21 protein-coding genes are annotated in these 24,726 nt (G+C 67.3%); 12 read left to right on the top strand and 9 right to left on the bottom strand.

What is annotated here, in order from left to right; translation table 11 throughout:
* On the bottom strand, window positions 1–2,595 hold a 2,595-nt coding region (locus C1877_RS05025; protein ID WP_114568539.1), incomplete at its 3' end, for a molybdopterin-dependent oxidoreductase.
* A 52-nt stretch (window positions 2,596–2,647) separates the two neighbouring features.
* A complete protein-coding gene (locus C1877_RS15890) occupies window positions 2,648–2,872 on the bottom strand; it encodes a zinc-ribbon domain-containing protein (protein ID WP_096228009.1) in 225 nt (74 codons plus the stop codon).
* A 273-nt stretch (window positions 2,873–3,145) separates the two neighbouring features.
* Between C1877_RS15890 and C1877_RS05015 the strand changes: the two genes are divergently transcribed.
* Window positions 3,146–4,645 (top strand): helix-turn-helix transcriptional regulator, encoded by a 1,500-nt coding sequence (locus C1877_RS05015; protein WP_015539994.1) that lies wholly within the window; start codon window positions 3,146–3,148, stop codon window positions 4,643–4,645.
* A 176-nt stretch (window positions 4,646–4,821) separates the two neighbouring features.
* On the opposite strand, the gene C1877_RS05010 is transcribed toward C1877_RS05015, so the two are convergent.
* Window positions 4,822–6,234, bottom strand: a complete 1,413-nt coding sequence (locus tag C1877_RS05010; protein WP_244909793.1) for an SLC13 family permease — start codon at window positions 6,232–6,234, stop codon at window positions 4,822–4,824.
* Between the two features lie 396 nt (window positions 6,235–6,630).
* Here C1877_RS05010 and C1877_RS05005 point away from each other — a divergent pair, with 396 nt between their 5' ends.
* On the top strand, window positions 6,631–7,986 hold the full coding sequence (locus C1877_RS05005) for an MFS transporter (protein ID WP_015539992.1): 1,356 nt from the start codon (window positions 6,631–6,633) through the stop codon (window positions 7,984–7,986).
* A gap of 87 nt (window positions 7,987–8,073) precedes the next feature.
* Here the strand turns inward: C1877_RS05005 and C1877_RS05000 are convergent, their stop codons facing one another.
* The gene (locus C1877_RS05000; RefSeq protein WP_015539991.1) at window positions 8,074–9,048 is read right to left on the bottom strand and encodes a LysR family transcriptional regulator; all 975 of its coding nucleotides are present in this window, start codon (window positions 9,046–9,048) and stop codon (window positions 8,074–8,076) included.
* A 264-nt stretch (window positions 9,049–9,312) separates the two neighbouring features.
* Between C1877_RS05000 and C1877_RS04995 the strand changes: the two genes are divergently transcribed.
* The 9 genes from C1877_RS04995 (at window position 9,313) to C1877_RS04955 (ending at window position 18,635) form a co-directional block, all read left to right on the top strand.
* Complete coding sequence (locus tag C1877_RS04995) at window positions 9,313–10,458, top strand: acyl-CoA dehydrogenase (RefSeq protein ID WP_015539990.1); 1,146 nt, start codon at window positions 9,313–9,315, stop codon at window positions 10,456–10,458.
* Window positions 10,459–10,491: 33 nt separating this feature from the next.
* Window positions 10,492–11,253, top strand: a complete 762-nt coding sequence (fixA, locus tag C1877_RS04990; RefSeq protein WP_015539989.1) for a putative electron transfer flavoprotein FixA — start codon at window positions 10,492–10,494, stop codon at window positions 11,251–11,253.
* Window positions 11,254–11,267: 14 nt separating this feature from the next.
* Window positions 11,268–12,209, top strand: a complete 942-nt coding sequence (locus tag C1877_RS15630) for an FAD-binding protein (protein ID WP_114568537.1) — start codon at window positions 11,268–11,270, stop codon at window positions 12,207–12,209.
* Between the two features lie 79 nt (window positions 12,210–12,288).
* Window positions 12,289–12,747, top strand: coding sequence for a PaaI family thioesterase (locus C1877_RS04980; protein WP_015539988.1), 459 nt, complete (start codon window positions 12,289–12,291; stop codon window positions 12,745–12,747).
* Between the two features lie 60 nt (window positions 12,748–12,807).
* Entirely contained in the window at window positions 12,808–14,175 is a 1,368-nt protein-coding gene (locus C1877_RS04975) for a phytoene desaturase family protein (RefSeq protein ID WP_181813790.1), read from the top strand.
* Window positions 14,176–14,215: 40 nt separating this feature from the next.
* Entirely contained in the window at window positions 14,216–15,457 is a 1,242-nt protein-coding gene (locus tag C1877_RS04970) for a CoA transferase (protein ID WP_114568535.1), read from the top strand.
* Window positions 15,457–16,989, top strand: coding sequence for a class I adenylate-forming enzyme family protein (locus tag C1877_RS04965; RefSeq protein WP_147274506.1), 1,533 nt, complete (start codon window positions 15,457–15,459; stop codon window positions 16,987–16,989). Before C1877_RS04970 ends, C1877_RS04965 begins: the two co-directional genes overlap by 1 nt.
* A gap of 72 nt (window positions 16,990–17,061) precedes the next feature.
* The gene (locus tag C1877_RS04960) at window positions 17,062–18,348 is read left to right on the top strand and encodes an FAD-dependent oxidoreductase (RefSeq protein WP_015539984.1); all 1,287 of its coding nucleotides are present in this window, start codon (window positions 17,062–17,064) and stop codon (window positions 18,346–18,348) included.
* Window positions 18,345–18,635, top strand: coding sequence for a ferredoxin family protein (locus C1877_RS04955; RefSeq protein ID WP_015539983.1), 291 nt, complete (start codon window positions 18,345–18,347; stop codon window positions 18,633–18,635). Before C1877_RS04960 ends, C1877_RS04955 begins: the two co-directional genes overlap by 4 nt.
* 67 nt (window positions 18,636–18,702) lie before the next feature.
* On the opposite strand, the gene C1877_RS04950 is transcribed toward C1877_RS04955, so the two are convergent.
* From C1877_RS04950 to C1877_RS04930, 5 genes are all read right to left on the bottom strand, one after another.
* The gene (locus C1877_RS04950) at window positions 18,703–19,437 is read right to left on the bottom strand and encodes an ABC transporter permease (protein ID WP_015539982.1); all 735 of its coding nucleotides are present in this window, start codon (window positions 19,435–19,437) and stop codon (window positions 18,703–18,705) included.
* Window positions 19,438–20,280 (bottom strand): ABC transporter ATP-binding protein, encoded by an 843-nt coding sequence (locus C1877_RS04945; protein ID WP_114568533.1) that lies wholly within the window; start codon window positions 20,278–20,280, stop codon window positions 19,438–19,440. It abuts the gene before it with no gap.
* A gap of 233 nt (window positions 20,281–20,513) precedes the next feature.
* Entirely contained in the window at window positions 20,514–21,257 is a 744-nt protein-coding gene (locus C1877_RS04940) for an ABC transporter permease (protein WP_114568532.1), read from the bottom strand.
* Window positions 21,251–22,165: a LytTR family transcriptional regulator DNA-binding domain-containing protein gene (locus C1877_RS04935; protein WP_114568531.1), complete on the bottom strand. Its 915-nt coding sequence runs from the start codon at window positions 22,163–22,165 to the stop codon at window positions 21,251–21,253. Before C1877_RS04935 ends, C1877_RS04940 begins: the two co-directional genes overlap by 7 nt.
* Window positions 22,166–22,171: 6 nt before the next feature.
* A complete protein-coding gene (locus C1877_RS04930) occupies window positions 22,172–22,549 on the bottom strand; it encodes a VOC family protein (RefSeq protein WP_114568530.1) in 378 nt (125 codons plus the stop codon).
* 334 nt (window positions 22,550–22,883) lie between these two features.
* Here C1877_RS04930 and glmS point away from each other — a divergent pair, with 334 nt between their 5' ends.
* Window positions 22,884–24,710, top strand: a complete 1,827-nt coding sequence (glmS, locus tag C1877_RS04925) for a glutamine--fructose-6-phosphate transaminase (isomerizing) (protein ID WP_015539977.1) — start codon at window positions 22,884–22,886, stop codon at window positions 24,708–24,710.
* Window positions 24,711–24,726 lie beyond the last annotated feature (16 nt).

Here is a 24,726-nt window from a genome sequence, read left to right as displayed (position 1 = left end):
GCGGGCGGTTGCCACCAGGCCGCAGTCGGGCTCGTAGTCGCGCCCGAACGCCTCCGGGTACTGCTCGGCCAGCGCGAACACGTCGACCTTCTCGATGTTCACCAGGAAACCGCTCGTCACCTCGCCGTGCGCGTTCTTGGACGTGGTGGCCGTGGGGGCGATGAGGTTGTTCGCCCCGCCGCGGTCCAGGCCGCCCTCGCCCAGCACGACGGTGTCGCAGCGTGCGCCGTGGTCCTGGTACACGGCCCCGGGCATGATGCGCTCCGTGACGATGACGCCGCCGAGCACCGCGCCGCGCTCGTTGTACACCTTCACGACGTCGCCCGTCGAAAGTCCCAGCTTGCCCGCGTCCACGGGGTTCACCCATACCGGCTCGTACTTGTAGCCGTCGGGGCCCGTCACCTTGCAGGTCTCGATCTCGCGGAACCAGGTGACGTCGTCATGCTGCGCGTGCACGCGGAAGTGCGGGTGGTTCGAGACGAGCAGGAAGGGGTACTTCCGCCCGCGCTCCAGGTACTGGCGCTCCTGGTGGCCGGCGCCCTCGTCGATCCAGTGCGGGATGGGCCCGCGCTCGCGGTCGTCGGGGAAGTAGTGCGAGAGCGTGGTTGAGTAGTACTCCAGCTTGCCCGACGGCGTGCGCAGCGGGTGCCCCTCGGGGTCGTCGTGGAACTGGCGGATGCCGGCGGGGATGTCCTTCCAGTCCTCGCGCGTGGGGAAGGCATAGTACTGCCTCTCCTTGAACTCCTCGAACGTGAGGTCCTCGGGAACGCCGCTCGTCTCGAAGCCTACCTTGATCCACTCGTCGTCGGTCTTGCCGCCCAGGTACTTGTCCAGCATGCCCTCGTAGACGCCGCCGTACTGCTCGAGCGCGCGGGCAACCTCGGCGACGACCTCCTTGTCGGACTTCGACTCGCCGATGGGCTGGATGGCTTGGCGCTCGTAGAACACGACGTTCCACTGGCCGGAATCGCAGTCGGTGCCGATGTCCTCCGTCTCGAACTTCGTGTTGGAGGGCAGGATGATATCGGCGAACAGGGTGTCGTTCTCCATCCAGGGATGCTGCACGACCACGCACTCGATGGACTCGTGGCGCAGGGCGTCCTGCATCTTGAAGCCGCCGTTCCAGCAGGTCTCCCAGCAGGGGGAGTCCGACCACACCATATGGATGCGGCTGCCGCCCTCGGGCGGGAACGTGTAGGGCCCGTCGAACTGGTCCTCGCGCGGGAAGCCGGCCGCGATATGCCCGTACCACTGCACGGGCGGGTTCATGATGGCCTCGGGAATCATGGTCTTGGGGATGAAGCTGGCCTTCGTGCCGGTCACGTAGCCGCGGTAGGCGGCGCCGAGGCTGGGTATGTGCACCGAGGGCGGCAGCGGATCGAGCGTGGGGATGCCGAACAGCGTCCACTCCATGAACTTGAACTGGTTCGCGCCGGGCTTGCCGACGCCCTGCATGCCGAGCAGCGCCACCTCGAGGCGCGCGGGCTCGTGCGCGAAGCAGGAGCGGATAAACGATCCGCCGTTGCAGTGCGCGATGGACACGGCGTGCGCGGCCCAGTAGCGGGCGAGGGCCTTGATGGTGTAGGAGGGCACGCCGCAAATGCGCTCGGCCCACTTCGGGGTCTTCGGCACGCCGTCCTCGCCGCCCAGCACGTAGTGTCTGAAGTTCTCGAAGCCCACGGCATGCGTGTCGAGGTAGGCCTGGTCGTAGGTGCCCTCCTTGATCCACGTGTAGGCAATGGCCAGCTGCAGCGCGGCGTCGGTGTTGGGCAGCACGGGAATCCACTTGTCGGCGTGCACGGCGTTGGTGTAGTTCACGTCGGGCGAGATGTGTATCTGCTTGATGCCGAGCTCGGTGAACCAGTAGCACAGGCGGCTCGCCATGTAGCCGCCCCAGCCGAGCGGCGTGGTCTCGGGGTCGCAGCCCCAGAAGAGCACCGCGTCGCCGTGCTCCGAGATATCCTTGATGACGTTGTTCTGCTGGTTCTGCTGGCCGAGCGGGTCCATGCCCCAGACGTGCTTGGCGCCCCAGTACCAGCCCTCCCAGCTATCGGGCTGGCGGGCCTGCAGGGTGAAGCCGCCGCAGAGGTCGAGGAGCTGGGTGATGCAGCCGTGCGCTGCGTGGACGACCTTCGTCTCGCCGTGGCCGTCGATCTCGCACAGGATGGCCTCGGGGCTGTACTCGTCGTGCATGCGCTTGATCTCGCCGGCCACGATCTGCGCGGCCTCGTCCCAGCTGATGCGCTCGTAGCCGCTCGTGCCGCGCGTCTCGGGGTGCCGCTCGCCGTTCGGGTCCCAGTCCACGCGCCTCATCGGATAGGGAATGCGGTTCTTCGAGTACACGCGCTTCTTGTAGCACAGCGACAGCGGCGAGATGAGCGTCTTGAAGCCCGGCTCGAAGGTCTTGCCGCGCGCCTCGAGCTTCCAGGCGTTCAGCTCCTCGGGCGTCTGGTGCTCGTCGAAGTGGAACGGGCGGATGCGCAGGATCTTGTCCTGCTCCTCGTCGATGTCGACCGTGCACGCGTTCGCGCCGAGCCCGAAGCTGTCGAAGCCCAGGCCCTTCACGATGGGCGTGCCCTTCACGTTGGTGGTCATGCGTTGCTCTCCTCTCCTCTTGGCTTCCCTTCGAAACCTTCCCGCTCTCCCCTTACGCGGTGGGCGCGGGCGGCTTGGGCACGCTCGGCGCCTTCGGCGCCCCGGGCACGCCGGGGACCGGCGGCGGGGTGGGAGCGCCCGGGGGCGTGGGGATCCCGGGCATCGGCGCCGCCTTGGCGCCGCAGCTCGGGCAGGCGTCGGCCTTCGGGTCGACCTCGGCGCCGCACTTGGGGCACTTCACGGGTCCGTTGTCGACGGTGGGTGGTCTGAAGCACATGGTTCGTCCTCTCTGCGCGCAGGGCCGCGTGGTCGTGGTGCGGCGGTTGCCGGATGCCCCCTGCAAAGCGACCGGCCAGTGTGGAGCGGCGATCGAGGCGGGCGGTTGTGCGCTTAGCGCGGGAACGCTAAAATGCCCGCATGCGGGAAGGGCAATCGCCTCCTCCCGTATGCGGGCAGTATTCTTCGTTGGGGGAAAATTATCTACCGCTGCTAAGGTTGAATTGCGGGAATAGGCCGGAACATTATCATACTCTGATGTTGAGGAGCGGGGATGACACCTTATTCACCTGCGGAAACAGCTTCAACCGAGACAAGGACGCCCGATGATCTGCGCCTGACCTACGTCCTTGCCACCATCGGCTTCGCGTTCCTCATCGGGTGGGAGCTGTCGGCCACCTTCAGTCCCTCCCTCGCCCTCCTCGGGTTCTGCGATGTGCGGGAGGCCACGGCCCTGCGCATCGTGTCGGTGCTGACGCTGGCGGCCACGTTCGCGTTCTGCGCATGGAAGGCCGATTGGGCTTTCGAGAACCGCAACCGCCTGTTTGCCATCGGCTCGCTGCTCGCGCTCGCGGCGGTGGCGAACGCGTTCGTGAACACGGCGTTCGCGGGCATCCCGCTTGCCGTCTCGGTGGTCTCCTGGGCCCTGTTCGGCGTTGCCCAGGGAAGCATCATGATGTACTGGTGCGTGTTCTTCAGCCTGATTCCCACCCGGCGTACCGCGGTGGTCATCGGGCTGGGCTCCATCGGGGGCACGCTGCTGTTCGTCTTTGCCAACGCCTCGGACACCCAGTGGCTCAACCTGTCGGAGATCACGCTGTTCATCGTGGGATCGGTGGGGTTGGCGGCCTACCTTTCCACGCGCATCCCCGCCGAGCGCATCCTGCCCGTGGGGGCATTTCGCCGCACGAAGGTGCTGACGGTGCCGGCCGCGCTGTCGGTTGCCAGCCAGGGGGCGGTGTACGGGTTCATGGCCATCGAGCTGTGCTCCATGGGCCAGGAGGTGGCCGTCATCGGGGGCGCGAGCGGGCTGGTGGGCACGCTGGTGGCGCTTCTGTGGGCGCTGCTCGGGTCCAAGGTGGACGTGGACATGGCGGTCGTCCAGCGCATCTCGCTGCCCGTCCTCATGGCCGGCATGCTGCTGTTTCCGTTCTTCGACGGGCTGGGGCGGGTGGTGTGCGGCGGCATGATCATCGCTGCGCTCGCGCATTCGACCATCGTGGGATGGTGCACCACGAGCATCGACAACTACGAGTTCCGGCTGCATCCGGTGGATCGGTTCGCCCTGCGCCAGACCCCCAGCTACCTGGGTTTCCTGGCCGGGTCGGCGGTGGCCTACCTCGCGGTGTTCGCGTATCCGCTTGCGGGGACGCAACTCGACCTGCTGATGGTGGCGTTCGCCTTGGTGCTGGTCGTGGCGTTCTGCGTGTACGGGGGCGATGACGCCCAGGCGCGGAAGCGGTTGAACGAGCTGCTGGCGCCTCCTGCCGCAGAACGGGCTCTCGAAGCCGCAGGGGATGTCGGTGCGGACCAGTCGGGGCCTGGCTTCTTCAGGAAGCGCTGCGAGCTCGTGGCCCAGCGCTACGCCCTGACGCCGCGCGAGGAGGAGGTGTTCCTGCTGCTGGCCAAGGGGCGCAACGCCGAGCACATTGCCGAGCAGCTGGTGGTGAGCCCGGCCACGGCCAAGTCCCATATCTACCACATCTACCGCAAGCTCGATATCAGCTCGCAGCAGCATCTCATGAACATCGTTGAGGACTACGACGGGGAATAGGGGCGCGGTCCCCTGGCCGGCCGAAGCGTGCTGGAGAGGCTGCGCGCCTCGGCCGGCCTCCGATCCCTGCCTCGCAGAGATGCGGCCTGATGGGATGCGGCGTGCGTCAAAAAAGGCCTTGGAACCGCAAGCGGTCCCAAGGCCTTCGTGCGCGGAGCGCAGGTGGGGAAGAGGGCTTACAGGCCCATGACCCCCACGATGAACGGCATCCAGGCGGCCATGATGAGCACGAGGGCCACCGAGGGCACGATGCCGGTCTTGAACATGTCGCCGAAGGTGTAGTAACCCTCGCCGTAGGTCAGCATGACCGTGGGGTTCACGGGCATGAGGTAGTTGCCCGCAACGACCACGGCCAGCGCGATGGTGGGCACAGCCGGCGACACGCCGAAGCCGGCGCACAGCGTGATCATGATGGGCAGGAAGATGCCCAGGATGGCCACGCCGATGGGGCACACGGTGTGCAGCAGGTAGATGAGCGCGAGCAGGAGCGCGAAGGCTGCGAAGAAGCCCAGGTCCATGACGCCGCTGCCCGAGATGGCTCCGGCGAGGAACGCCGCGCCGCCCGTGGCCTCCACCACGCCGCCCATGGACATGATGGTGCCGCACATGATGACGATGCCCCACGGCACGGAGCCCTGGAACTCCTTCCAGGTGAGCAGGTCCATGCCCGGCAGGAACATGACGGTCAGGCCGATGAGGGCGACCACCGTGGCGTTGAGGACGGGAACCCAGTTGCCCACGATCCACAGCACCAGCATGGCGCCGATCACGAGGATGGCCTTCACCTCGTAGGCCTCGATCTTCTTGGCGCCGGCGGCCTGGTCGCGGATGCCCTGCAGGCAGGAGTCGGCGATGGGCTCGGGCTTGAGGATGGCCGTGATGAAGAACCAGCAGATGGGCGTCATGATGATGACGACGGGCAGGGCGACGAGCACCCAGTCGAGGAACGAGATGGAAGTGCCGGTGGCCTGCTGCAAAATGTTCATGGCCACGACGTTGAACGAGCTGCCGGCAGGCGTGGTCATGCCGCCGGTGACGGCGGCGATGGGGATGCCGATCATAAGGCAGCGGCCCAGGTTCGACTGCAGCGGCTTGGCATCGGCGGCCTTGAGGATGGTGAGCGCGAAACCCAGGAACAGCACCGTGCAGGGCACGTCGGACATGACCGTGGACACGAGCGTGGTGGCGCACATGAAGCCCAGCACGAGCTTGCGCGAGTTGGCGCCGGTCCAGCCTATGAGCGCGTTGATGAGGCGCACGCCCCAGTTCGTCTTGAGCATGATGACGGGCATCGAGAACACCGCGATGATGAAGAGCAGCGCGGGGCTGGCGAAGCCGCCGATGGCCTTGCCCAGGTTGTCGACCACGCCGAGCACCGGGCACAGCACGACGACGAGCAGGGCGGTGGCGCCCAGGGGCAGGGCCGAGGTGACCCACAGCGCCACGAGCGCGCCCAGGATGCCGAGCGCGGTGGCTCCTTGGTGCGAGAGGGCCTCGGAGCCCGGAACCAGGAAGCCGATGGCGAGGCAGACAATCGCCAATCCTATCCCGATCAGGCGTTTTGCCATTGGAACGTTGGTGTTTTCCATGCGTTGTACCTCCTTGTTGAGAGAGTGCGGTGCATTTTTCCGCCGGTGCGGAGCCGGGTTCCCAGTCCGGTGCAGAGCTCTCGATCGCCGCGGCCCCCTGCCGCGTGCCCCGCATTATAGAGACCGCCTTCGACAAGGGGCAAATACGTATGTTGCAAGAAGCGGTACCTGCTGCCGTAGGGCTGCAATGCGAGAATCGAAACCCTTCGCTTCAACATCTGCATACTGTGGAGCGCTCACCCTCCCGACGGCGGGCAGGAGGCGGCGCTTCAGTATCTGGGTATGAGGGCTGCGGGGCAGAAACGCAGATTTCAACATCCGCTGCGGAAGATTTTCCAATCCATCCGGGCGATGCTGGACGAAGGAGGACAAGACTGCAATCGATAGGGAGGCGGCATGGACTACGAGGCGCGACAAGGGGAGGCGGGCGCGGCACCCGTTGCGGCGGCGCGGGGCGCGAGGCCGAAGAAGCTGTTCTATGGCTATATCTTGATCCCCGTGCTGGGGTTCATGTACTTCTGCTCTTCGGGCATCGTTTTGCCCACGGCCACCATCGTCAACCCGCTCATGCTCCAAGATGCGTCGCTTGGCATGAACGCCACCATGCTGGGAACGGGTTTTTCGCTGTTCGTGCTGGTGCAGGGGCTCTCGGCACCGCTCGTGGGGGCGCTCATCGCGAAGAAGGGCGCCCGGTTCAGCATGGCGCTCGGTGCAGCGGTCATGCTGCTGGCCATGCTCGCGCTGATATTCCTCGTGTCCTCGCCGGTGGCGTACTTCCTGGTGTTCGGCATCGTGACGAGCGCCGCCACCATGATGGTGGGCCAGCTGGCCGTGCAGAGCACGATCGGCGACTGGTTCGTGGCGCGCCGCGGCGTCGCCATGACCGCCATGATGGTTCTGGGAGCGAGCGCGTCGTTCGTGGGGCCGCCCGTCGTGAACGCCATCGTGGGCGCCACGGGCGGTACGTGGCGCAGCGGCTGGTACCTGCTGGTGGGCCTGAGCGCGGCACTCATCCCCGTGGCGCTTCTGCTTGTGAAGAACAAGCCTGCCGACCTGGGGCAGCATCCCGACGGCGTCGCCGACCCGAGTGTGCTCGGCGGTAGCGGCAAGGGCTTCAAGGTGTACAAGAACACCGATGCCGTGCCGTTCAAGCGCGTGGCGAGGACACCGGCCTTCTGGCTCATCTCGCTGGCGGCCACGGGTGGGTTCGCGTCGTATACGCTGGCCACCTCGCAAAGCGCCCTGCACTTCTCCTCGCTCGGCTTCGACAGCGGGCTTGTGGTGGCGGGCGTGGCCGTCATGGGCGGTGTCAGCCTGCTGGGCAAGCTCCTTCTGGGCATGGTGTCCGACCGCATCGAGCCCATCAGGCTCATCGTGGCGTCCACGGTGATCTTGGTCGTGGGCATCCTGGCCGGCGCGGCGGCGCAGAACGAGGCGATGCTCTTCGCGTTCTACGTATGCGTGGGCTTCGGGTTCGGCGGCGTCAATGCCGTGTTTCCCACGGCCATGGCCAACTACTTCGGGGCCTCGTCGTTCTCCAAGAACCTGGGCACGGGCATCATGATCACCACGGTGGTGGCCTCTGCGCTGCCCATTGCGAGCGGAGCCGTATTCGATGCGACGGGGACCTGCACGATCGCGTTCTACCTCACGGCGGGCATCGTCGCCGCGTGCGCGGCGTGCGGGCTCTTCGTGCGGATTCCGCGCTGCGATACGGAGACGGAGGCGGCGGTGGAAGCGGTTGCGCAGTAAGGGACCCTGCGCATCCCCGGTCATGGCCGTGCGAGGGCGGGAGCGCCGACATGCTGGCGGGAGCCGCGCACAGCGCCGTTCGATCGATCAGGCGTCGGCGGGGGCATCCGCCGAGCGGAACCGCTCGGCGTGCTCCCGTAGAAGCTCGGCAAAGTACTCGAGGTCGGGGCGTCCGGGGTCGCTGTCCATGAGCGCGAAGGCGTCCACGTAGCGCTTCTTATCCGCGAAGGGAAGGATGACCACATGCTGCTTGAGCATGTCGGACATGAGGGGCTTGTACTTCCGGTCCACCTTGGTGAGCAGGTGGATGCCGTCGCCTGGGTCGGTGGCGTAGAATTCCAACGGGTTGTCGGTGGGAACGAGCGTGATGTTGGGATAGAAGCCCACCTCGCGGCACAGCGCGATGAAGTCCTCGCGGAACCGCTCGCTGTAGCGGTTCGCCTGCAGGATGAAGCGGGATTGCGCAAGGTCGGCAAGCGCGAGCTGTCCCTTGGCCGCCAGTGGCGAGGTGCGCGAGACGCCGGCCACGAGCTCGCCGTGGAACTCGGGAATCCAGATGGCCTCCACCGAGTCGGACACATGGAGCTCCGTGGGCGGGTTCTCGGAGATGATGGTCTCGAAGGCGACGTCCACCTTGCCGGCATCCACCATCTGCTGCCCGCCCAGCCCGGAGTTGTCCATGTTGACGAACTCCACGCGCAGCCCGGCGAAGCGCTCCTTGGCGCGGGCGACGACCTCGTTGATGCCCACGTAGAGCGCGTTGGTGTGCAGCAGGTCGAGGATGAGGATGCGATCGCTGCCGCCCGCAGGAAGCGCGCGCAGTTCGGCGAGCATGTTCGCCTGGTCGCCGATGATCTTGCCCGCATGCTTGAGCACCACCTCGCCGGCTGCCGTGAGGCTCAAAGGACGGGTGTCGTAGAAGAGCCGGCATCCCAGGTCGTTGGAGAGGGCGTTCATGTGCCGGCTCAGCGAGGGCTGCGACATGTTCAGGTCGCGGGCGGCCGACACGAAGCTCTTGTGGGCGGCGAGCGCCATGAATTCCCGGTACACCTCGATGTCCATGAAAGACCCACCGTCCTCGCGTCGACTCGGTTTATGCAGAATGTGAAAAGTAGGATACCAGAAGATGAATGGGCATGCATTCGGGCATGGGAAGGGCTGCTGCAACATACGTATTTGGGTCATGCCGGCGCGGCTTCCTATAATGGCGGCGGCCGGCAGGGACTAAGCGCGCCCCATCCGGTTTCCGGCCGGTGGGGCCGCCTCGCACCGACTCCCCTTCCCAGCAGGCAGACCGCCGATTCCTTCGAACGATAGGAGCAACCCATGGACTTCAAGAAGACCGAGGAGCAGGAGCTTCTGCTCGACAGCCTGAAAACCGTCATGGAGCGGGGCAACTTCGAGGACTACTTCAAGGAGTGCGACCGCAACCACGAATACCCCCAGAAGGCCGTGGACGCCCTCGTGGAGGCCGGCTTTACCACCCTCGGCATCCCCGAGGAGTTCGGCGGCACGCCCACCGACACGCTCACCCAGGTCATGGTGGCCGAGGAAGCGCACGCGCTGGGCTACCCGTCGCTGTGCTGGATCAACTTCGCCACCGAGGTTGACGACATCCTCACGTTCGGCAACAAGGAGCAGCAGGAGAAGATCTTGGGATACGCGCTGGAGGGCAAAAAGCCCTTCACGCTCGGCTTCACCGAGCCGCAGGCGGGCTCTGACAGCGCCGCCATGGCCACCACGGCCACGAAGCGCGACGGCAAGGTGTACATCAACGGCAACAAGACGTTCAACACGAGCGCCGACCGCGCACCCTACATGCTGTGCGTGTGCCGCAGCGGCGTGAACGAGAGCCCCTACAAGGACTTCAGCATGTACCTGTTCCCGATGGACCGCCCGGGCGTGGCCATCGAGAAGCTCGACAAGATAGGCAACAACATGTGCGGCACCTACGAGGTGCACCTCGACGACGTGGAGTGCGAGGAGTCCGACCTGGTGGGAGAGGAATGCAAGGGCTTCTACCAGCTCATGAAGAACTTCGAGGTGGAGCGGCTGACCATCTGTGCCGCCAACGTGGGCATGGCCCGCTGCGCGTACGACGAGGCCCTGCGCTACGCCGCCCAGCGCATGCAGTTCGGCAAGATCATCGGGAGCTTCCAGCTGGTCCAGGAGAAGCTCGTGGACATGAGGATAAAGATCGAGAACATGCAGAACCTGCTGTACAAGACCGCGTGGAAGAAGGACAACGGCGAGTCCATCATGATCGACTCGTCGCTCGTGAAGCGCTACACCGGCCAGGCCGCCTTCGAGGTCATCGACGACGCCATGCAGATCATGGGCGGCATCGGCTACACGCACGACTGCCGCATCTCGCGTTTGTGGCGCGACCAGCGCGTCTACCGCATCATGGCGGGCACCGAGGAGATCATGGTGCACACGGCCGGCCGCGCGCTCATCAAGGAAGCGCAGTAGGAACGCCCATCGACGAGGAGGGATTCGCGAACCATGAACATCGTGGCATGCTACAAGATCGTCCCCGATGCCCAGGACATCGAGGTCGGCGCCGACGGGGCCCTGCGCCTCGACCGCGCGCAGTGGGTGCTCGGCGAGTACGACCTGGTGGCCATCGAGGCGGCGGCGCAGCTGGCCGCCGCCACCGACGGGAGCGCCGTGCTGCTCTCCGCCGGGGGCGAGAAGCTGAACGACACGAAGCTCGTGAAGGCCGCCCTGTCGCGTGGTGCCGACGAGCTGTACCGCGTGGTGGACCCGGCCCTCGAGGACGCCGATGCGTTCCAGACGGCCTCGGTGTTGGCCGCGGCGCTGCGCAAGATCGATTTCGACCTCGTGGTCTGCGGCGAGGGCTCGGCAGACCGATACTCCCAGCAGGTGGGCCTGCTCGTAGGCGCGCTGCTGGGCCTGCCCGTGGTGAACGCAACGGGCAGCGTGCGCGCCGAGGGCGACGCGCTTTTGGTGGAGCGCGTGCTGGAGAACGAGGTGGAAGTGCTCGAGATCGCGCCGCCGGCCGTGGTGTCCATGACCTCCGATGCCGTGCTTCCGCGTATCCCGCAGCTCAAGGACATCCTCGCTGCGGGCAAGAAGCCCGTGACCACGTGGAGCCTCGACGAGGTGGGCGGCATTCCCGAAAGCCCGGTGGAAACCGTTTCCGTGAAGGCGCCCGCGAGCATCGCGCGCAAGGGAATCGTGCTCGAAGGGGCGACGGACGAGAATATCGGCGAGCTGGTGTCCGGCATCCGGGCATCGCGGTAAGGCAGGTGGAGAGCATGAGTGCTTTGAGCAAGGTATGGGTGGTGAGCGAGGCTCCCGAGCGCTTCGCAAAGCTTGGTGCCGTGGGCCGTCGGCTGGGGGAGCGGGTCGAGGCCGTGGCCGTGGGCGAGGGCGCGGCGCAGGCGGCCGCAAGCTGCGGGGCCGAGGCCGTCCATACGGTCGCGGTTCTCGAGGGAGGCCTGGTGGAGGACTGGGCGGCGGCGATTGCCGGCGCGGTGGGGGAGCACGCTCCCCGCGCCGTGCTGTTCGCCGCGGGCAAGCGCACGCGGCTCATGGCGGCGCGCGTTGCCGCGGAGCTGGGCACGCGGGTGCTGAACGACGTGGGGCGCATCTGGGTGGACGACGACGGCGCCCTGCTGGCCGAGCACATGGTGTACGGCGGCAAGGCGTTTGCCGTCGAGCGGGTGCGGGAGGGCAGCGCGGTGGCCCTGCTCACCGAGGGCCTGCTGGTTTCCGAGCCGGCCGTCGAAGGCGCAGCTCGGGAAGCGGCGGTTTCCGAGCTGCCGGCGTCCGCCGCGGCGTCGGCGAGGCTCGTCGAGCGCAGGCCGCGCACGGTGGAGTCCGTGAACCTCGCGGCCGCCCGGCGCGTGGTGAGCGTGGGGCGCGGCGTGGCTGCGCAGGAGGACCTTGCGCTCGTGGACGAGCTGGCCGCTGCGCTCGAGGCCGAGGTGGGCTGCACGCGCCCCGTGGCCGAGGGGTCGGGCTGGATGGCGCGCGAACGCTACATCGGCGTGTCGGGCGCCCTGCTCAAGCCCGACCTGTTCGTGGCCGTGGGCCTGTCGGGCCAGATCCAGCATATGGTGGGCGCCAACAGCGCCAAGACCATCGTGGCCGTCAACAAGGACAAGAACGCCCCGGTGTTCAAGCAGTGCGACTACGGTATCGTGGCCGACCTGTACGAGGTGCTGCCCAAGCTCTCGGCCGCACTCGGGGCGTAGGGCGCCGCGCCGCGGCAAACCGTGCCGGGCGGCAGCGAGCCGCCCGGCCATTCCAACCGATTGCAAGGAGGAGCAAACCATGGACCAGGAGTTTTTCGCGGGTTTGGCCAAGAACGTGAGCGACGGGCCCACCCCCTTCGTCAACATGGCCCAGCTGCAGGCGGAGGCCGTGGAGGAGCGCCACGTGAGGCTGCGCCTCCCCGTGGCCGAACGCCACTTGAACCACGTGGGCATCGCCTACGCCGGCAGCGAGTTCGTGCTGGCCGAGATAGCAGGCGGCACGCTGTTCATGGCCACCTACGGCACCGACGAGTTCGTGCCTATCTTGAAGGGGGTGGAGCTCAAGTTCCTGAAGCCCGGCACGAAGGACCTCGTGGTGGACCTGTCGCTCACCGAGGAGGAGGCCGAGCGGAAGATCGCCCCCGTGCGAGAGCGCGGCCGCGGCGACTACTTCCTGGAGATACCGGTGTTCGACGTGGACGGCGAGCAGGTTGCGCAGATGGACTTCAACTACTACGCGCTTCCCGCTAAGAAATAACCTGCGTCCGCATGGGCCATGCGCGCCCGCGGGCGCGCCGAGCAAGGAGGAGACACGAGTATGAAACGCTATGATGCGATCGTGATAGGGGCGGGCATCGGCGGCCTTGCGGCCGCGCTGCTGCTCGCCGAGAGCGGCAGGAGCGTTGTGCTCTTGGAGAAGCGCAACCAGCCGGGCGGGCGCATAGGCTCGTCGAAGCGCGATGGCTTCACGGTGGATTTCGGCGTCCACCTGATCTCGCGCGGCGAGAAGGGCCCGCTCGTCCAGCTTCTGGAGCGCTGCGGTGTTGAGCACGGCATCGAGTTCACCAAGGTACGTCCCATCCAGACCACGGGCGGGGAGAGCTTCAAGTTCCCGCACGACCTCAAGGGGCGCGTGCCCGACGCCGACTTCGAGGCCGTCGTCAAGATGGTCACGGACGTGAAGGGCATGAGCGACGAGGAAACGCACGCGTTCGACGGCCAGACGCTCGAGGAGTTCCTGAGCACCTATACCACCGACCCGTTCGTGCATGCCTGCGTGAGCCAGGTGGGCTTCATCTACTGCTGTATCCCCGAGTACCGTCTGTCGGCCGGCGAGTTCGCCCGCTGCCTCAAGTGGGAGGCCGAGGCGCGCTCTTCGGGATACCCGACAGGCGGGTGCGTGTCCATCATGGAAGCGTATCTGGCGGGACTCGGGCGCTATGGCGTGGACGTGCGCTTCGGCGTGCCGGTGGACAAGGTGCTGGTGGAGGACGGCCGGGCCGTGGGCGTGGTGGCGGGCGGCGAGGAGCTCCGCAGCGACCTCGTGGTGTCGAATGCTGGCATCAAGGAGACGGTGCGCGACCTCGTGGGCGAGGGCGCCTTCGACGCCGAGTACGTGCGCTACGTGGACGGCCTGGAGATATCGTTCGTGTCGATCATCGCGCGCTTCGCGCTCGACACGGTCATCAGCCCCGAGATCAAGATGCTCTCGGGCTTCTCGTCGGTGCCCGTGAGGGAGTACAACGACAAGCTCATGCGGGGCGAGATCCCCGAGGAGCTGAACTCGTTCATCGTGGTGCCCTCGAGCTTCGACCCGTCGGTGGCGCCCGCGGGCAAGCAGCTCGTGATGATGACCACGGCCGTCCCCGCCGGCATCAAGGACGAGTACTGCCCAGCTATTTTAGACGCGCTCATCAAGGTGGCCGAGAGCCACTTCCCGGGATTGCAGGAGCACGCGCTGTTCGTGGAGCGGGTGTACCCCTCCGACGTCGCGCGCATCATGGGCGAGGAAGGCGCGGGCATCGGCATCGCCCAGCAGGCAGGGCAGGCCGGCGTCGACAGGCCTCCCATCAAGACGCCCCTCGAAGGGCTCTACATCGTGGGTGCCGAGGCGGGGGGCTCGGGCGTGGGCACGGAACTTGCCGTGAACAGCGCCATCGAGTTCTTCGACACCTACGTGGCGTAAGGGAAATCGTCCGTCCAGGATTCGCAAAGGAGATGGTTCCATGGCAAAGCATGCCGACATACCGGAGTTCGGGAACCTGCAGGGCGTGAAGGTGGTGGTGTCGGCCGTCTCGACGGCCGGCCCCTTCGCCGGGGAGCTGTTCGCCGAGAACGGCGCCGACGTCATCTGGCTCGAGCCGCCCCGCGGCATCGACCCCTACCGTTGGACACAGGACGGCTGGGGCGTGCAGAACGAGCGCCGGAACATGCGCAACCTCATGCTCGACGTCGTCTCGCCGGAGGGTCATGACGTGTTCCTGAAGCTCGTCGAGACCGCCGACATCTTCATCGAGGCTTCGCGCGGCGGGCAGTGGGAGAAGTGGGGCTATACCGACGAGCTTCTGTGGGAGCATAACCCGAAGCTGGTCATCGGCCATATGTCGGGCTACGGCCTCACGGGCGACCCCGCCTACGTGAGCCTTCCCGGCTACGACTTCACCGTGAACGCGTTCTCGGGCCTCATGTACCTGAACGGGTACAAGGACGGGACGCCCTACATGATCCAGAAGTTCGTGACCGACTACTACGCGGGCCTGTTCGCCTACGGCTCGGCGCTCGCGGCCTACGTGGGGGCGTTGCGCACGGGCAGGGGCGAGAGCTTCGATCTGGCCCAGTACGAGGCGGCCGTGCGGTGCCAGGCGGGGCTGTTCTGCAAGTGGTTCGACAAGCAGGTGCAGGGGGAGCGCGGCGCCGGAGCCCCGCGCGACAACATCTCCGCGGGCGCGGGCTACTACGAGTGCGCCGACGGCGAGGGCGTGTACCTGTTCACGGCCGGCCAGTCCACCACTAAGAAGGCCGTCGAGTTCTTCGGGCTCGAGTACGGCAGCGAGCTCTTCCCCGAGGGCATACCGTCGGTGGGCATCGAATCGCCGGGCGCGCCCGTGTTCGATGGCGCCATCGAGAGGTACTGCTCCGAGCACACGGCTGCCGAGTTCGCCGAGGCCATGGCCGGCATCGGCATACCGTGCTCCGTGGTCATGAACTACGAGATGATGGAGAACCACCCCCATTACCTGGCCCGCGGCACGTGGACCGAGTGGGACACGGTGGACGGCCGCACGGTGAAGGGCGTGGCGTCGGTGCCGCGCTTCAAGAACAACCCGTCGCAGATCTGGCGCGGCTGCCCCTCGCAGGGCATGGACAACGATGACGTGCTGGCGGAAATCGGCTTCGACCAGGGGGAGATTGCGGCGTTCTACGAGAAGGGCATCCTGCGCAAGACCGATTACGTGGGCGGGCTGTGATGGCGTCGCTCGTCTCGCTGCTGGACGAATCGGCGCGGGCCTATCCCGATCAGACAGCCCTGTGCTTCCGTGACCGGGAGTTCACGTACCGGGAGATGCACCGGCGCGTCGATGCGCTTGCCGGCGCCCTTGCGGGGCTCGGGGTGGGCAAAGGGGGCTTCGCCGCCGTCGTCTCGGCCAACTCGAACGTGACGGTGGAGGTGCTGTTCGCCTGCGCCCGTTTGGGGGCGGTGTGCGAGCGCTACAACGTGAGGCTCTCTCCACGGGTCATCGCCCAGCTGCTTGCCCGGTCCGAAGCGCGCGTGGCGTTCGTCTCGGCCGCCCTGCGCCCGGCTTTGGCCGAGGCGCTGGTTGGGATCGGCCGGACGCTCATGATCGTGGACGTGGACGGCGGCGCGGGCGCGGAGTGCGGCGGCGTGCCGCGCTACGAGGAGCTGCTCGCTTCTGCCGATCCGGTGCCGAGCACAGGCGACGTGGACGACGGCGACCCCGCCATGCTGCTGTACACGAGCGGCACGACGGGGCTGCCGCGCGGCGTGCTGCTTTCGCATGGCGCGCTTCTAAGGCGCACCGCCATCGATATCGAGGGCATGCGCTTCTCGCACGACGACATCCTGCTGTGCGAGCTGCCGTTGTTCCACGTCACGTTCGTCTCGACGCTCGCCACGCTGGCGCTGGGCGCGCGCCTCGTGATAGCCGATTCGCACAAGCCGGCCGACATCGCCGCGGACATCGTGCGCACGGGCGCCACGCGCACGGCGCTCGTGCCGTGCCTCATGCGCGGGCTCGCCGACTACGTGGCGCGGGAGGGCATCGAGCTGGACACGCTCGAGCTCGTCATCTACGGGGGCGAGCCGGTGAAGCCGGAGCTTCTGGAGCACTGCCGCCGCCTTCTGCCCTGCGGTTTTCTCCAAGGCTACGGCATGACGGAAACGACGGCTGCCATAACCATGCTGCTTCCCGAGCACCACGAGCATCCGCGGCTTCTGCCAACGGTGGGAAAGGCGGTGCCGGGCATGGAGATACGGATCGTCGACGACGAGGGGCGCGCCTGTGCCGCGGGGGTTCCCGGCGAGGTGCTCGTGCGAACCGACACGCTGATGCTCGGGTACTACCGCGACCCCGCGCGCACGGCCGAGGCGGTGCAGGACGGGTGGTATCGCACGGGCGATATCGGCTTTCTGGACGCAGAGGGCTTCCTCACGTTGGTGGACCGTAAGAACAACCTGGTCATATCGGGGGGCGAGAACGTGTACCCCCTCGAGGTGAGCCGGTGCATCAAGGCGCTTGCCGGAGTGGTCGATGCCGTGGTCGCGGGGGTGCCCGACAAGCGGTGGGGCGAGTCGCTGGCAGCCTTCGTGGTGCGTGCCGAAGGGTCGCGCATCTCGGAGGCCGATATCGTGGCGCACTGCGCGCGCGAGCTGGGCGGCTACAAGAAGCCGCACGCCGTGCGCTTCGTGGACGATCTCGGGCGCAGCGCATCGGGCAAGGTGTCGCGCGAACAGCTGGAGGAGCTCAAGGGACTGCTGTAGCGCAGCGCGCACGCGTGCGGCGCGTCCGCGGTGCGCGATGCGAAGGCAACGACGAGAGGAGAGGATGCAGGCATGGCGGATTTCGATGCCGTGGTCGTGGGAGCCGGTTGCGCCGGCTCCGTTGCGGCCTACGTGCTGGCCCGCGAGGGCAAGAGCGTGCTCATGATAGAGCGGGGCTCCGATGCCGGGGCGAAGAACATGACCGGAGGGCGCTTGTACGCCCATGCGCTCCGGGCGGTGTTTCCCGGCTTCGAGAGCGAGGCGCCGCTCGAGCGCAAGATCGTGCGGGAGCGGGTGTCCCTCATCACCGAAGACGAGAGCACGACGGTGGAGTTCGCCTCGCCGCGCCTGGGAGAGGACGAGGCGGCCTCGTACTCGGTGCTGCGCGGGCCGTTCGACCGCTGGCTCGCTTCGAAGGCCGAAGACGCCGGCGCGGAGTGCATCTACGGGATAGCCGTGGAGGATCTTGTGTGGAACGGTGGGCGCATCGTGGGCGTGCGTGCGGGCGAGGACGAGATAACGGCCGACGTGACCATCCTGGCCGACGGCGTGAACTCGCTGCTGTCCGAGAAGGCGAAGCTCGCCAAGCGCCCGGCGCCGCACCAGCTGGCCGTGAGCGCCAAGGAGGTTGTGGAGCTTCCCGAGCAGACCGTGACCGACCGCTTCCAGGCGAACCCCGGGGAGGGCGCGGCCTGGCTGTTCGCGGGAGCTGCGACGCATGGGCACGTGGGCGGCGGCTTCCTGTACACGAACCGCTCGTCCGTGTCCATCGGGGTGGTAGCCACGCTGTCCGACCTCTGCACGTCGTCGACCCCGGTGTACCAGATGCTCGAGGACTTCAAGAACCATCCGGCCGTGGCGCCGGTGCTGGCCGGCGGGCGCACGGTGGAGTACTCGGGGCATCTCATCCCCGAGGGCGGCTTCGACATGGTGCCGCAGATGTGCTGCGACGGCTGCCTGCTCACGGGCGATGCCGCCATGCTCTGCATCAACCTGGGGTACCAGGTGCGCGGCATGGACTACGCTATTGCGGCGGGCAGGATGGCGGCGGAGGCGGCCCTCGAGGCGCTGGATGCGGGCGACGTCTCGGCTGCGAGGCTCGCGACGTACCGTGCCAAGCTGGAGGACAGCTTCGTGCTGAAGGACCTGGCGGCCTATCGCGGCTTCCCGGCGTTCATGGAGGGCACCCCGCGCATCTTCGACGGCTACCCGCAGATGGCTGCGGACATCATGCGCGGCCTGTTCACGGTGGACGGCTCGCCGGTGCGGCCGCTCAAGGGCACGGTCATGGGGCCGGTGAAGGGCATGGGCGTGCTCAACCTGCTCAAGGATGCGCGGAAGGGGATGAAGGTGCTATGAGGGAGGCTGCTGTCAACGTGGACGAGAAGCTTGCTGTTGACAAGTTCGAGGTGGACGAGGGGAACCCGCACATCGTATTGCGCGAAGAGCCCGATCCGGCCGCGTTCGACAAGCTGGTGCTGTGCTGCCCGGCGGGGCTCTACCGGCGCGACGAGGAGGGCAGCCCGAGCTTCGACTGCGCGGGCTGCCTGGAGTGCGGCACCTGCCGCCTGCTCTGCGGCGACGCCCTCCTCGAGAAGTGGGAGTTCCCCCAAGGGGGCATGGGCGTGTCGTACCGTTACGGGTGATGGGGAGCGCGGGCTCTCCGCGACGTCGGGGGGCGCCCGCAGCGGTAAGTGCGGCGGGCGCAGCCTCCTAGTTGTCGCGCGCCAGGCGCCGGTAGAGCAGGGCGAAGGCCACGGCGGCCACGGCCACCCAGGCGAGCGTGGTGGCAACGGGCGCGATGGCGTCGGACGAGAACAGCTCGCCCTGTGCCAGAAGCATCCCCAGCTCGTTCATGCCGCCGGTGGGCAGGTAGGGGGCGATGTCCGAGAGGCCGTCGACCATCTGGGCGAACATGGGGGCGATGCCCGCCACGAGGATGGGCATGCTCAGCACGCCGGCCGACATCTGGTCGCGCGCCACCAGCCCCAGCAGAAGCGACAGCAGCACGATGGGCACCGATCCGGCCACGCCGATGGCGAGGAACGCCGGCAGGCCGGCCAACGGCTGCCCGATCACCAGGTAGCAGGCCGCATCCACCAAGGCGATGGCCAGCAGCGTGACCAGCCCGCGCGAGGCCAGCATCTGCTCGGCGCTCACGTTCGCCAGCATGAGCGTGCGCAGTGTGTGCTTCTCCTTCTCCTCGGCGATGGCGTTCAGCGTGGCCATGGAGGCCACCATGGTGGCGGTGAACAGCAGCGACCACGACACGAGCATCGAGGAGAACGCCTCGGCCGCCTCGCCTTCCATGCCTCCGCCCACGGCGTTCTTGTAGAAGAGCATGAACCCGACGGGCAGAAGGCAGCATACGAGCATGGTGGGGTTCTTCACCACGTCCTTGAGGTCCTTGCCGAGCAGCGCCCCGGTCTTGCGCAACGTGGCTTCCATCTAAAACTCCCTTCCCGTGAGCTCCAAGAACACTTCTTCCAGATCGGGCTCCACCGAGTGGATCGAGAGGCACGTGCCCGAGGCCAGCGCCTCCGCCACGGCCGGCGCGCCGGCGGCGTCCTTCGTGGCGCGCACGATGCGGCCGCTCGCCAGGCGCATGAGCACCTCGTTCCTCGCGAACCGCAGGCGCAGCGCATCGGGCGCGTCGCAGGCGACGAGCGCGCCCTCGTTCAAGATGCCCACGCGGTGGCACAGGTCCTCGGCCTCGGCCATGTCGTGCGTGGTGAGGAACACGGTGGTGTCGTGGTCGTTGAGCTCGTGCAGCATCTTGTGCACCTCGGCGCGCGCGGCGGGGTCGAGGCCGCTCGTGGGCTCGTCCAAAAACAGCAACTCGGGGCCGTGCACGAGCGCCGCCATGAGCGCGGAGCGCTGGCGCATGCCCTTCGAGCAGTTCTTGACGAGGGTCTTGCGGTCGTCGGCCAGGTTCATGCGCTCGAGCAGCGTGGGGATGTTGTTTCCCGTCACGCCGCGCACCTTCGCGTAGAAGCGCAGGTTCTCCTCGATGGTCATGCGCTCGTAGAGGGCGCTCGTGTCCGAGAGGATGCCGATGCGCTCGTAGTCGCTGTTCGTGGCGTGCTCGATGGCGCGCCCGAACAGCATGATACGGCCGGAGTCCTTCACCAGCTGGCGTGTGAGCAGCTTGATGGTGGTGGTCTTGCCCGCGCCCGACGGGCCCAGGAAGCCGAAGCACTCGCCGCGCTCCACCTCGAAGGAGAGGTGGCAGAGCACGCGCTTGGCCTTGAAGCTCAAGGACACGTCGTCCATGGACAGCAGGGGATTCATGGGTGGTTGCTCCTTTCGTTTCCGACGGGGAGCATCTTCTCGTGAGACGATGCGCTGATCAAGGGAAACGCGACGTCGAGAGCGCACCGCACGACGAGAGGAGCATGAGGCGCGACGACGGGAGCAGGGGAAGGGTGTGACAGGGGGACGGGGATAATGTCACGCTCCCGGGAGCCTTGCGAGCCTCTATCGCGCCGGGGAGCGTGACATTATCCCCGTCCCTTTGTCACACCCTACTCGTCGCCGGGGATGCGCGGCGCGGCCACGACGAGCGCGACGAGGCTCGCGACGATCCATATAAGCTGGGCGACCGCCGGCAGGATAGAGCCGGGGGCGAGCAGCGTCCCTTCCGCCAGCGCGTAGACGAGCGCGAACCCGCCGCCGGTGGGCAGGAGGGGCAGCGCCTGGAACGTGGCTTCGGCGTATGTGAAGAACAGGGGCGCGATGCCGGTGATTATGATGGGCAGGCTGAAGAAGCTCGCCGCCATCTGGTTGCGCGAGGCGAGACCCAGCACGAGCGACAGCGCGGTGAGGGGAATGCTGGCTGCCACGGTGATCAGCATGAAGGGGAGCAGGCAGTCGAAGGCTGCGCCCGACACCAGGAAGCAGACGGCTCCCATGAGCGCGGTCCACAGCGTGCTGACGACGCCGTGCGCGGCGACCATCTGAGCGCGGCCGACGCCGGCCAGCTCCAGTGTGCGCAGCGTGCGCTTCTCGCGCGCCTCGGCCATCGGGTAGACGGTCGTCGTGCCGGGCACCATGCCGGTGGAGAACAGCAAGCCGGTCGCGAGCAGGAACAGAGGGGCGTCTTCGTGGGCGACGGGGTCGATGACCACCAAGCGGAACACGAGGAGGAACAGCGGGGGGAAGAGGCAGCATGCCAAAAGCCCGGGGCTTTTCGCCACGTCCATGAAGAACTTCCGCACGAGCGTCCCGAAGATGCCCGGGCGAGAGGCGGCCTGCTTCTCGTTCACCATCGGTAGCGCTCCCTCATCTCCTCGGCGCGTCCCTTCGCCAGCGGGATGGACGTGCGCGCGGCGTCGTTTAGCGTGAGGTTGAAGCTGTTGCGCGTGTAGCGCTCCACCTTCGCCACCTTCTGCACGTTCACGAGGAACGCTCGGTGGCACCGGAAGAACCCGGCGCGCGACAGCTCGGCCTCCAGCTCGTCCATCGTGCGCGGCGTCTGATAGCGCTCGCCGCGCACGACGAGATACGTGGCCTTGTTCATGCTCTCGGCGAAGTCGATGTCGCGCGGGTCGAACAACAGCGTGGCGGTCTCGGTGCGCGCGGGGATCTTGAGCACGCGCACCTCGTCGCCCTCGTAGGCGGATTCCCGATCGTCGTCGCCGTCGTCGTCCTGGTCGACCATGATGAAGCGGCCCTCTTCATGCCAGCAGGCCACGCCGGGCATGAGCAGCGCCTCGCGCAGCGGCTCGACCGTGGTGATGAAGCGGCAGCCCTGCTCCATGTGCTCGGCGATCCAGGAGAGCGCGATGGCGCGTCCTTCGGCATCGAGGTCGGACAACGGGCGCTCGAGGAAGCACGCCTCGGGCTCGAAGAGGCTCGCGCGCGCCAGGTTCACGAGCGCGAGCGCCGAGGGGGAGAGGCTTCCCATCTTGCGCTTCGCGACGCCGCGCAGGTTGAAATGCGCGATGGCGTCTTCGTGATGCACCGAGCTGCGCGCGATGCTGCCGTAGAAGCGCAGGTGCGCGGCCACGGAGTCGCGCTCGAAGCCGCGGTCGGTCTCCACGACGAACGCGCAGCGCTGCGTGCGGTAACGCGCGCGCACGGCCGCCAGCAGGGCGGCGGACGTCTCGCGGCTGCACTCGACGTGCACGTTGCGATCGTCGGCTACCAGCTCGTCGATGGAAGCGAATTCGGCCATGCGGCGCTACTCCGCGCGATCGGCCGGGAGGATCTCGAGCCAGCAGCCGTCGGGATCCTCGATGAAGTAGATGCCCATGCGCTCGTTCACGAAGCACACGCAGCCCATCTCCTCGTGCAAGGCGCGCGCGGCGTCGATGTCGTCCACCTCGAAGGCCAGGTGCGTGTCGCGACCGCCGTTGACGTAGGGCTCGGTGCGCCCGCGGTTCCAGGTGAGCTCCACTTGGAAGTCGGTCTCGCCGTTGCCGACGAACACGTTCTCCCACGACCCGTCCTCGGGTCCCATGCGCCGCTGCACCGTCAGGCCCAGCGCACGCTCGTAGAAGGCGAGCGACGCGTCCAAGTCGAGGACGTGGATGCAGCAATGGATCATCTTGGCTTTCATGGCGGTTCCTTCCTGCCTCTGCGTGCGTTCGCTGGAAGTATACCCGAGATCGCGCTTGTGCGATGCCCGCTCGACCGAACCGCCAGAAGGGGGGCGCTGCGATTCGCCGGTTGAGCGCCGGCAGCGGCCCTGCACCGTGCTCGAGGCATTCCGCTCCAGCCGCCAGCGCTTTGGCAAAGATGCGTTTATTGAGCAGATTTGCGGCTTCGTCCGATATGCGAACGCACGATCGGGGCCGTTGCCGTAAAATCTTGGCGGAATTCATCCCCTCCCGGTCGCTCCGGTTCGCCTGCGCCGCGCGACGCGGCGAAGGCAGCAGGGAAGGAGCGCGCCTATGTGCGGAATCGTCGGCTACACCGGAACACGCCCCGCTCGGGACATTCTCATCGAAGGCCTGCGGCGGCTCGAGTACCGCGGCTACGACTCGGCCGGCATTGCCGTCGAGCAGGATGGGAGGCTCGCGGTCGTGCACCGCAAGGGCAAGGTGAGCGGGCTCGCCGAGACGGTGGGCAGCCTCGGTTTAGCGGGCACGTGCGGCATCGGCCACACGCGCTGGGCCACGCACGGCCGCCCCAGCGAGCGCAACGCGCACCCGCACACATCCTGCGGCGGCCATATCGCCGTCGTCCACAACGGCATCATCGAGAACTTCGCCGAACTGCGCGACGAGCTGGCCGCCCGGGGCCACGAGCTCACGAGCGAGACCGACACCGAGGTGGTGGCGCACCTGGTGGAGGAGGCGTACGCGGGCGACCTGCTGCAGGCCGTGCGCGAGGCGGCCTCGCGGCTCATCGGCGCCTATGCGCTGGCCGTGGCCTGCGATGCCGAGCCGGGCACGATCGTGGCCATGCGCAAGGACTCCCCGCTGGTGGTGGGGCAGGGCGCGGACGGCGCCTACGTTGCATCGGACATGATCGCGCTCATCGACGCCACCCGCGACGTGGTGGTGCTGGGCGACGGCGAGGCCGCGAAGCTCACGCCGGCCGGCATCCGCTACTTCGGCGCGTCCGGGGAGGAGGTCTACGACCCGAAGGTCACGCACGTTGATTGGGACGTCGACGTGGCCGAGAAGGGCGGCTACCCCGACTTCATGATGAAGGAGATCCACGAGCAGCCCCGCGTCATCCGCGACACGCTGGCCGGGCGCCTGGTGGACGGCCATTTGGCCATAGACGAGCTGGACCTCTCGGCCGAGGAGCTCAACCTCATCGACCGCGTGTACGTCATCGCGTGCGGCACGTCGTACCATGCCGGCCTCATTGCCAAGAACCTGGTGGAGGGCTGGGCGCGCATCCCCTGCGAGGTGGAGGTGGCCAGCGAGTTCCGCTACCGCAACCCCATCATCACGCCGTCCACGCTGGTGGTGGCCGTGTCGCAGTCGGGCGAGACGGCCGACACGCTGGCCGCCATCCGCGACGCACGCGTGAAGGGCGCGAAGGTGTTCGGCATCACGAACGTGGTGGGAAGCCCTGTGGCGCGCGAGAGCGACGGCGTGATCTACACGAAGGCCAACAAGGAGATCGCCGTGGCGTCCACGAAGTCGTTCTTGGGCCAGGTGGTGTCGCTCACGCTGCTGGCCCTGCTGCTGGCGCAGTCGAACAGCAAGCTCACCACGAACCAGGTGCGCCTGCTGTTCGGCGAGCTGGCGGACACGGCCGAGCAGGTGGAGGACATCCTGTCCGATACCGCCGCAATCGACGAGGCGGCCCTCGCCTGCAAGGACGCGGCCAGCGCGCTGTTCATCGGCCGCGGCATGGGCGCGGCCGTGAGCCGCGAGGGCGCGCTCAAGCTCAAGGAGATCAGCTACCTGCACGCCGAGGCCTACCCGGCCGGCGAGATGAAGCACGGACCCATCGCGCTTCTGGACGAGGGCTTCCCCGTCATCGCCATCGCCACGCAGAGCCCCGTGTACGACAAGCTGGTGTCGAACCTTCAGGAGAGCAAGGCGCGCGGCGCCATGGTGGTGGCCGTGGCGACCGAGGGCGACGAGGACATACGGCAGCATGCCGACCACGTCATCTACATCCCGAAGGTGCGCGACGCGCTCTCGGCCATCACGGCCAGCGTGCCGCTGCAGCTGTTCGCGCGCGCCATCGCCGTCGCCCGCGGCTGCGACGTTGACCAGCCCCGCAACCTGGCGAAATCGGTTACCGTCGAGTGACGGCCTGCGGGTGCGC

Source organism: Gordonibacter pamelaeae (assembly GCF_003340385.1).
In the GTDB taxonomy this organism is placed as follows: domain Bacteria; phylum Actinomycetota; class Coriobacteriia; order Coriobacteriales; family Eggerthellaceae; genus Gordonibacter; species Gordonibacter pamelaeae.
This window is presented reverse-complemented; position numbering and strand designations above follow the sequence as displayed.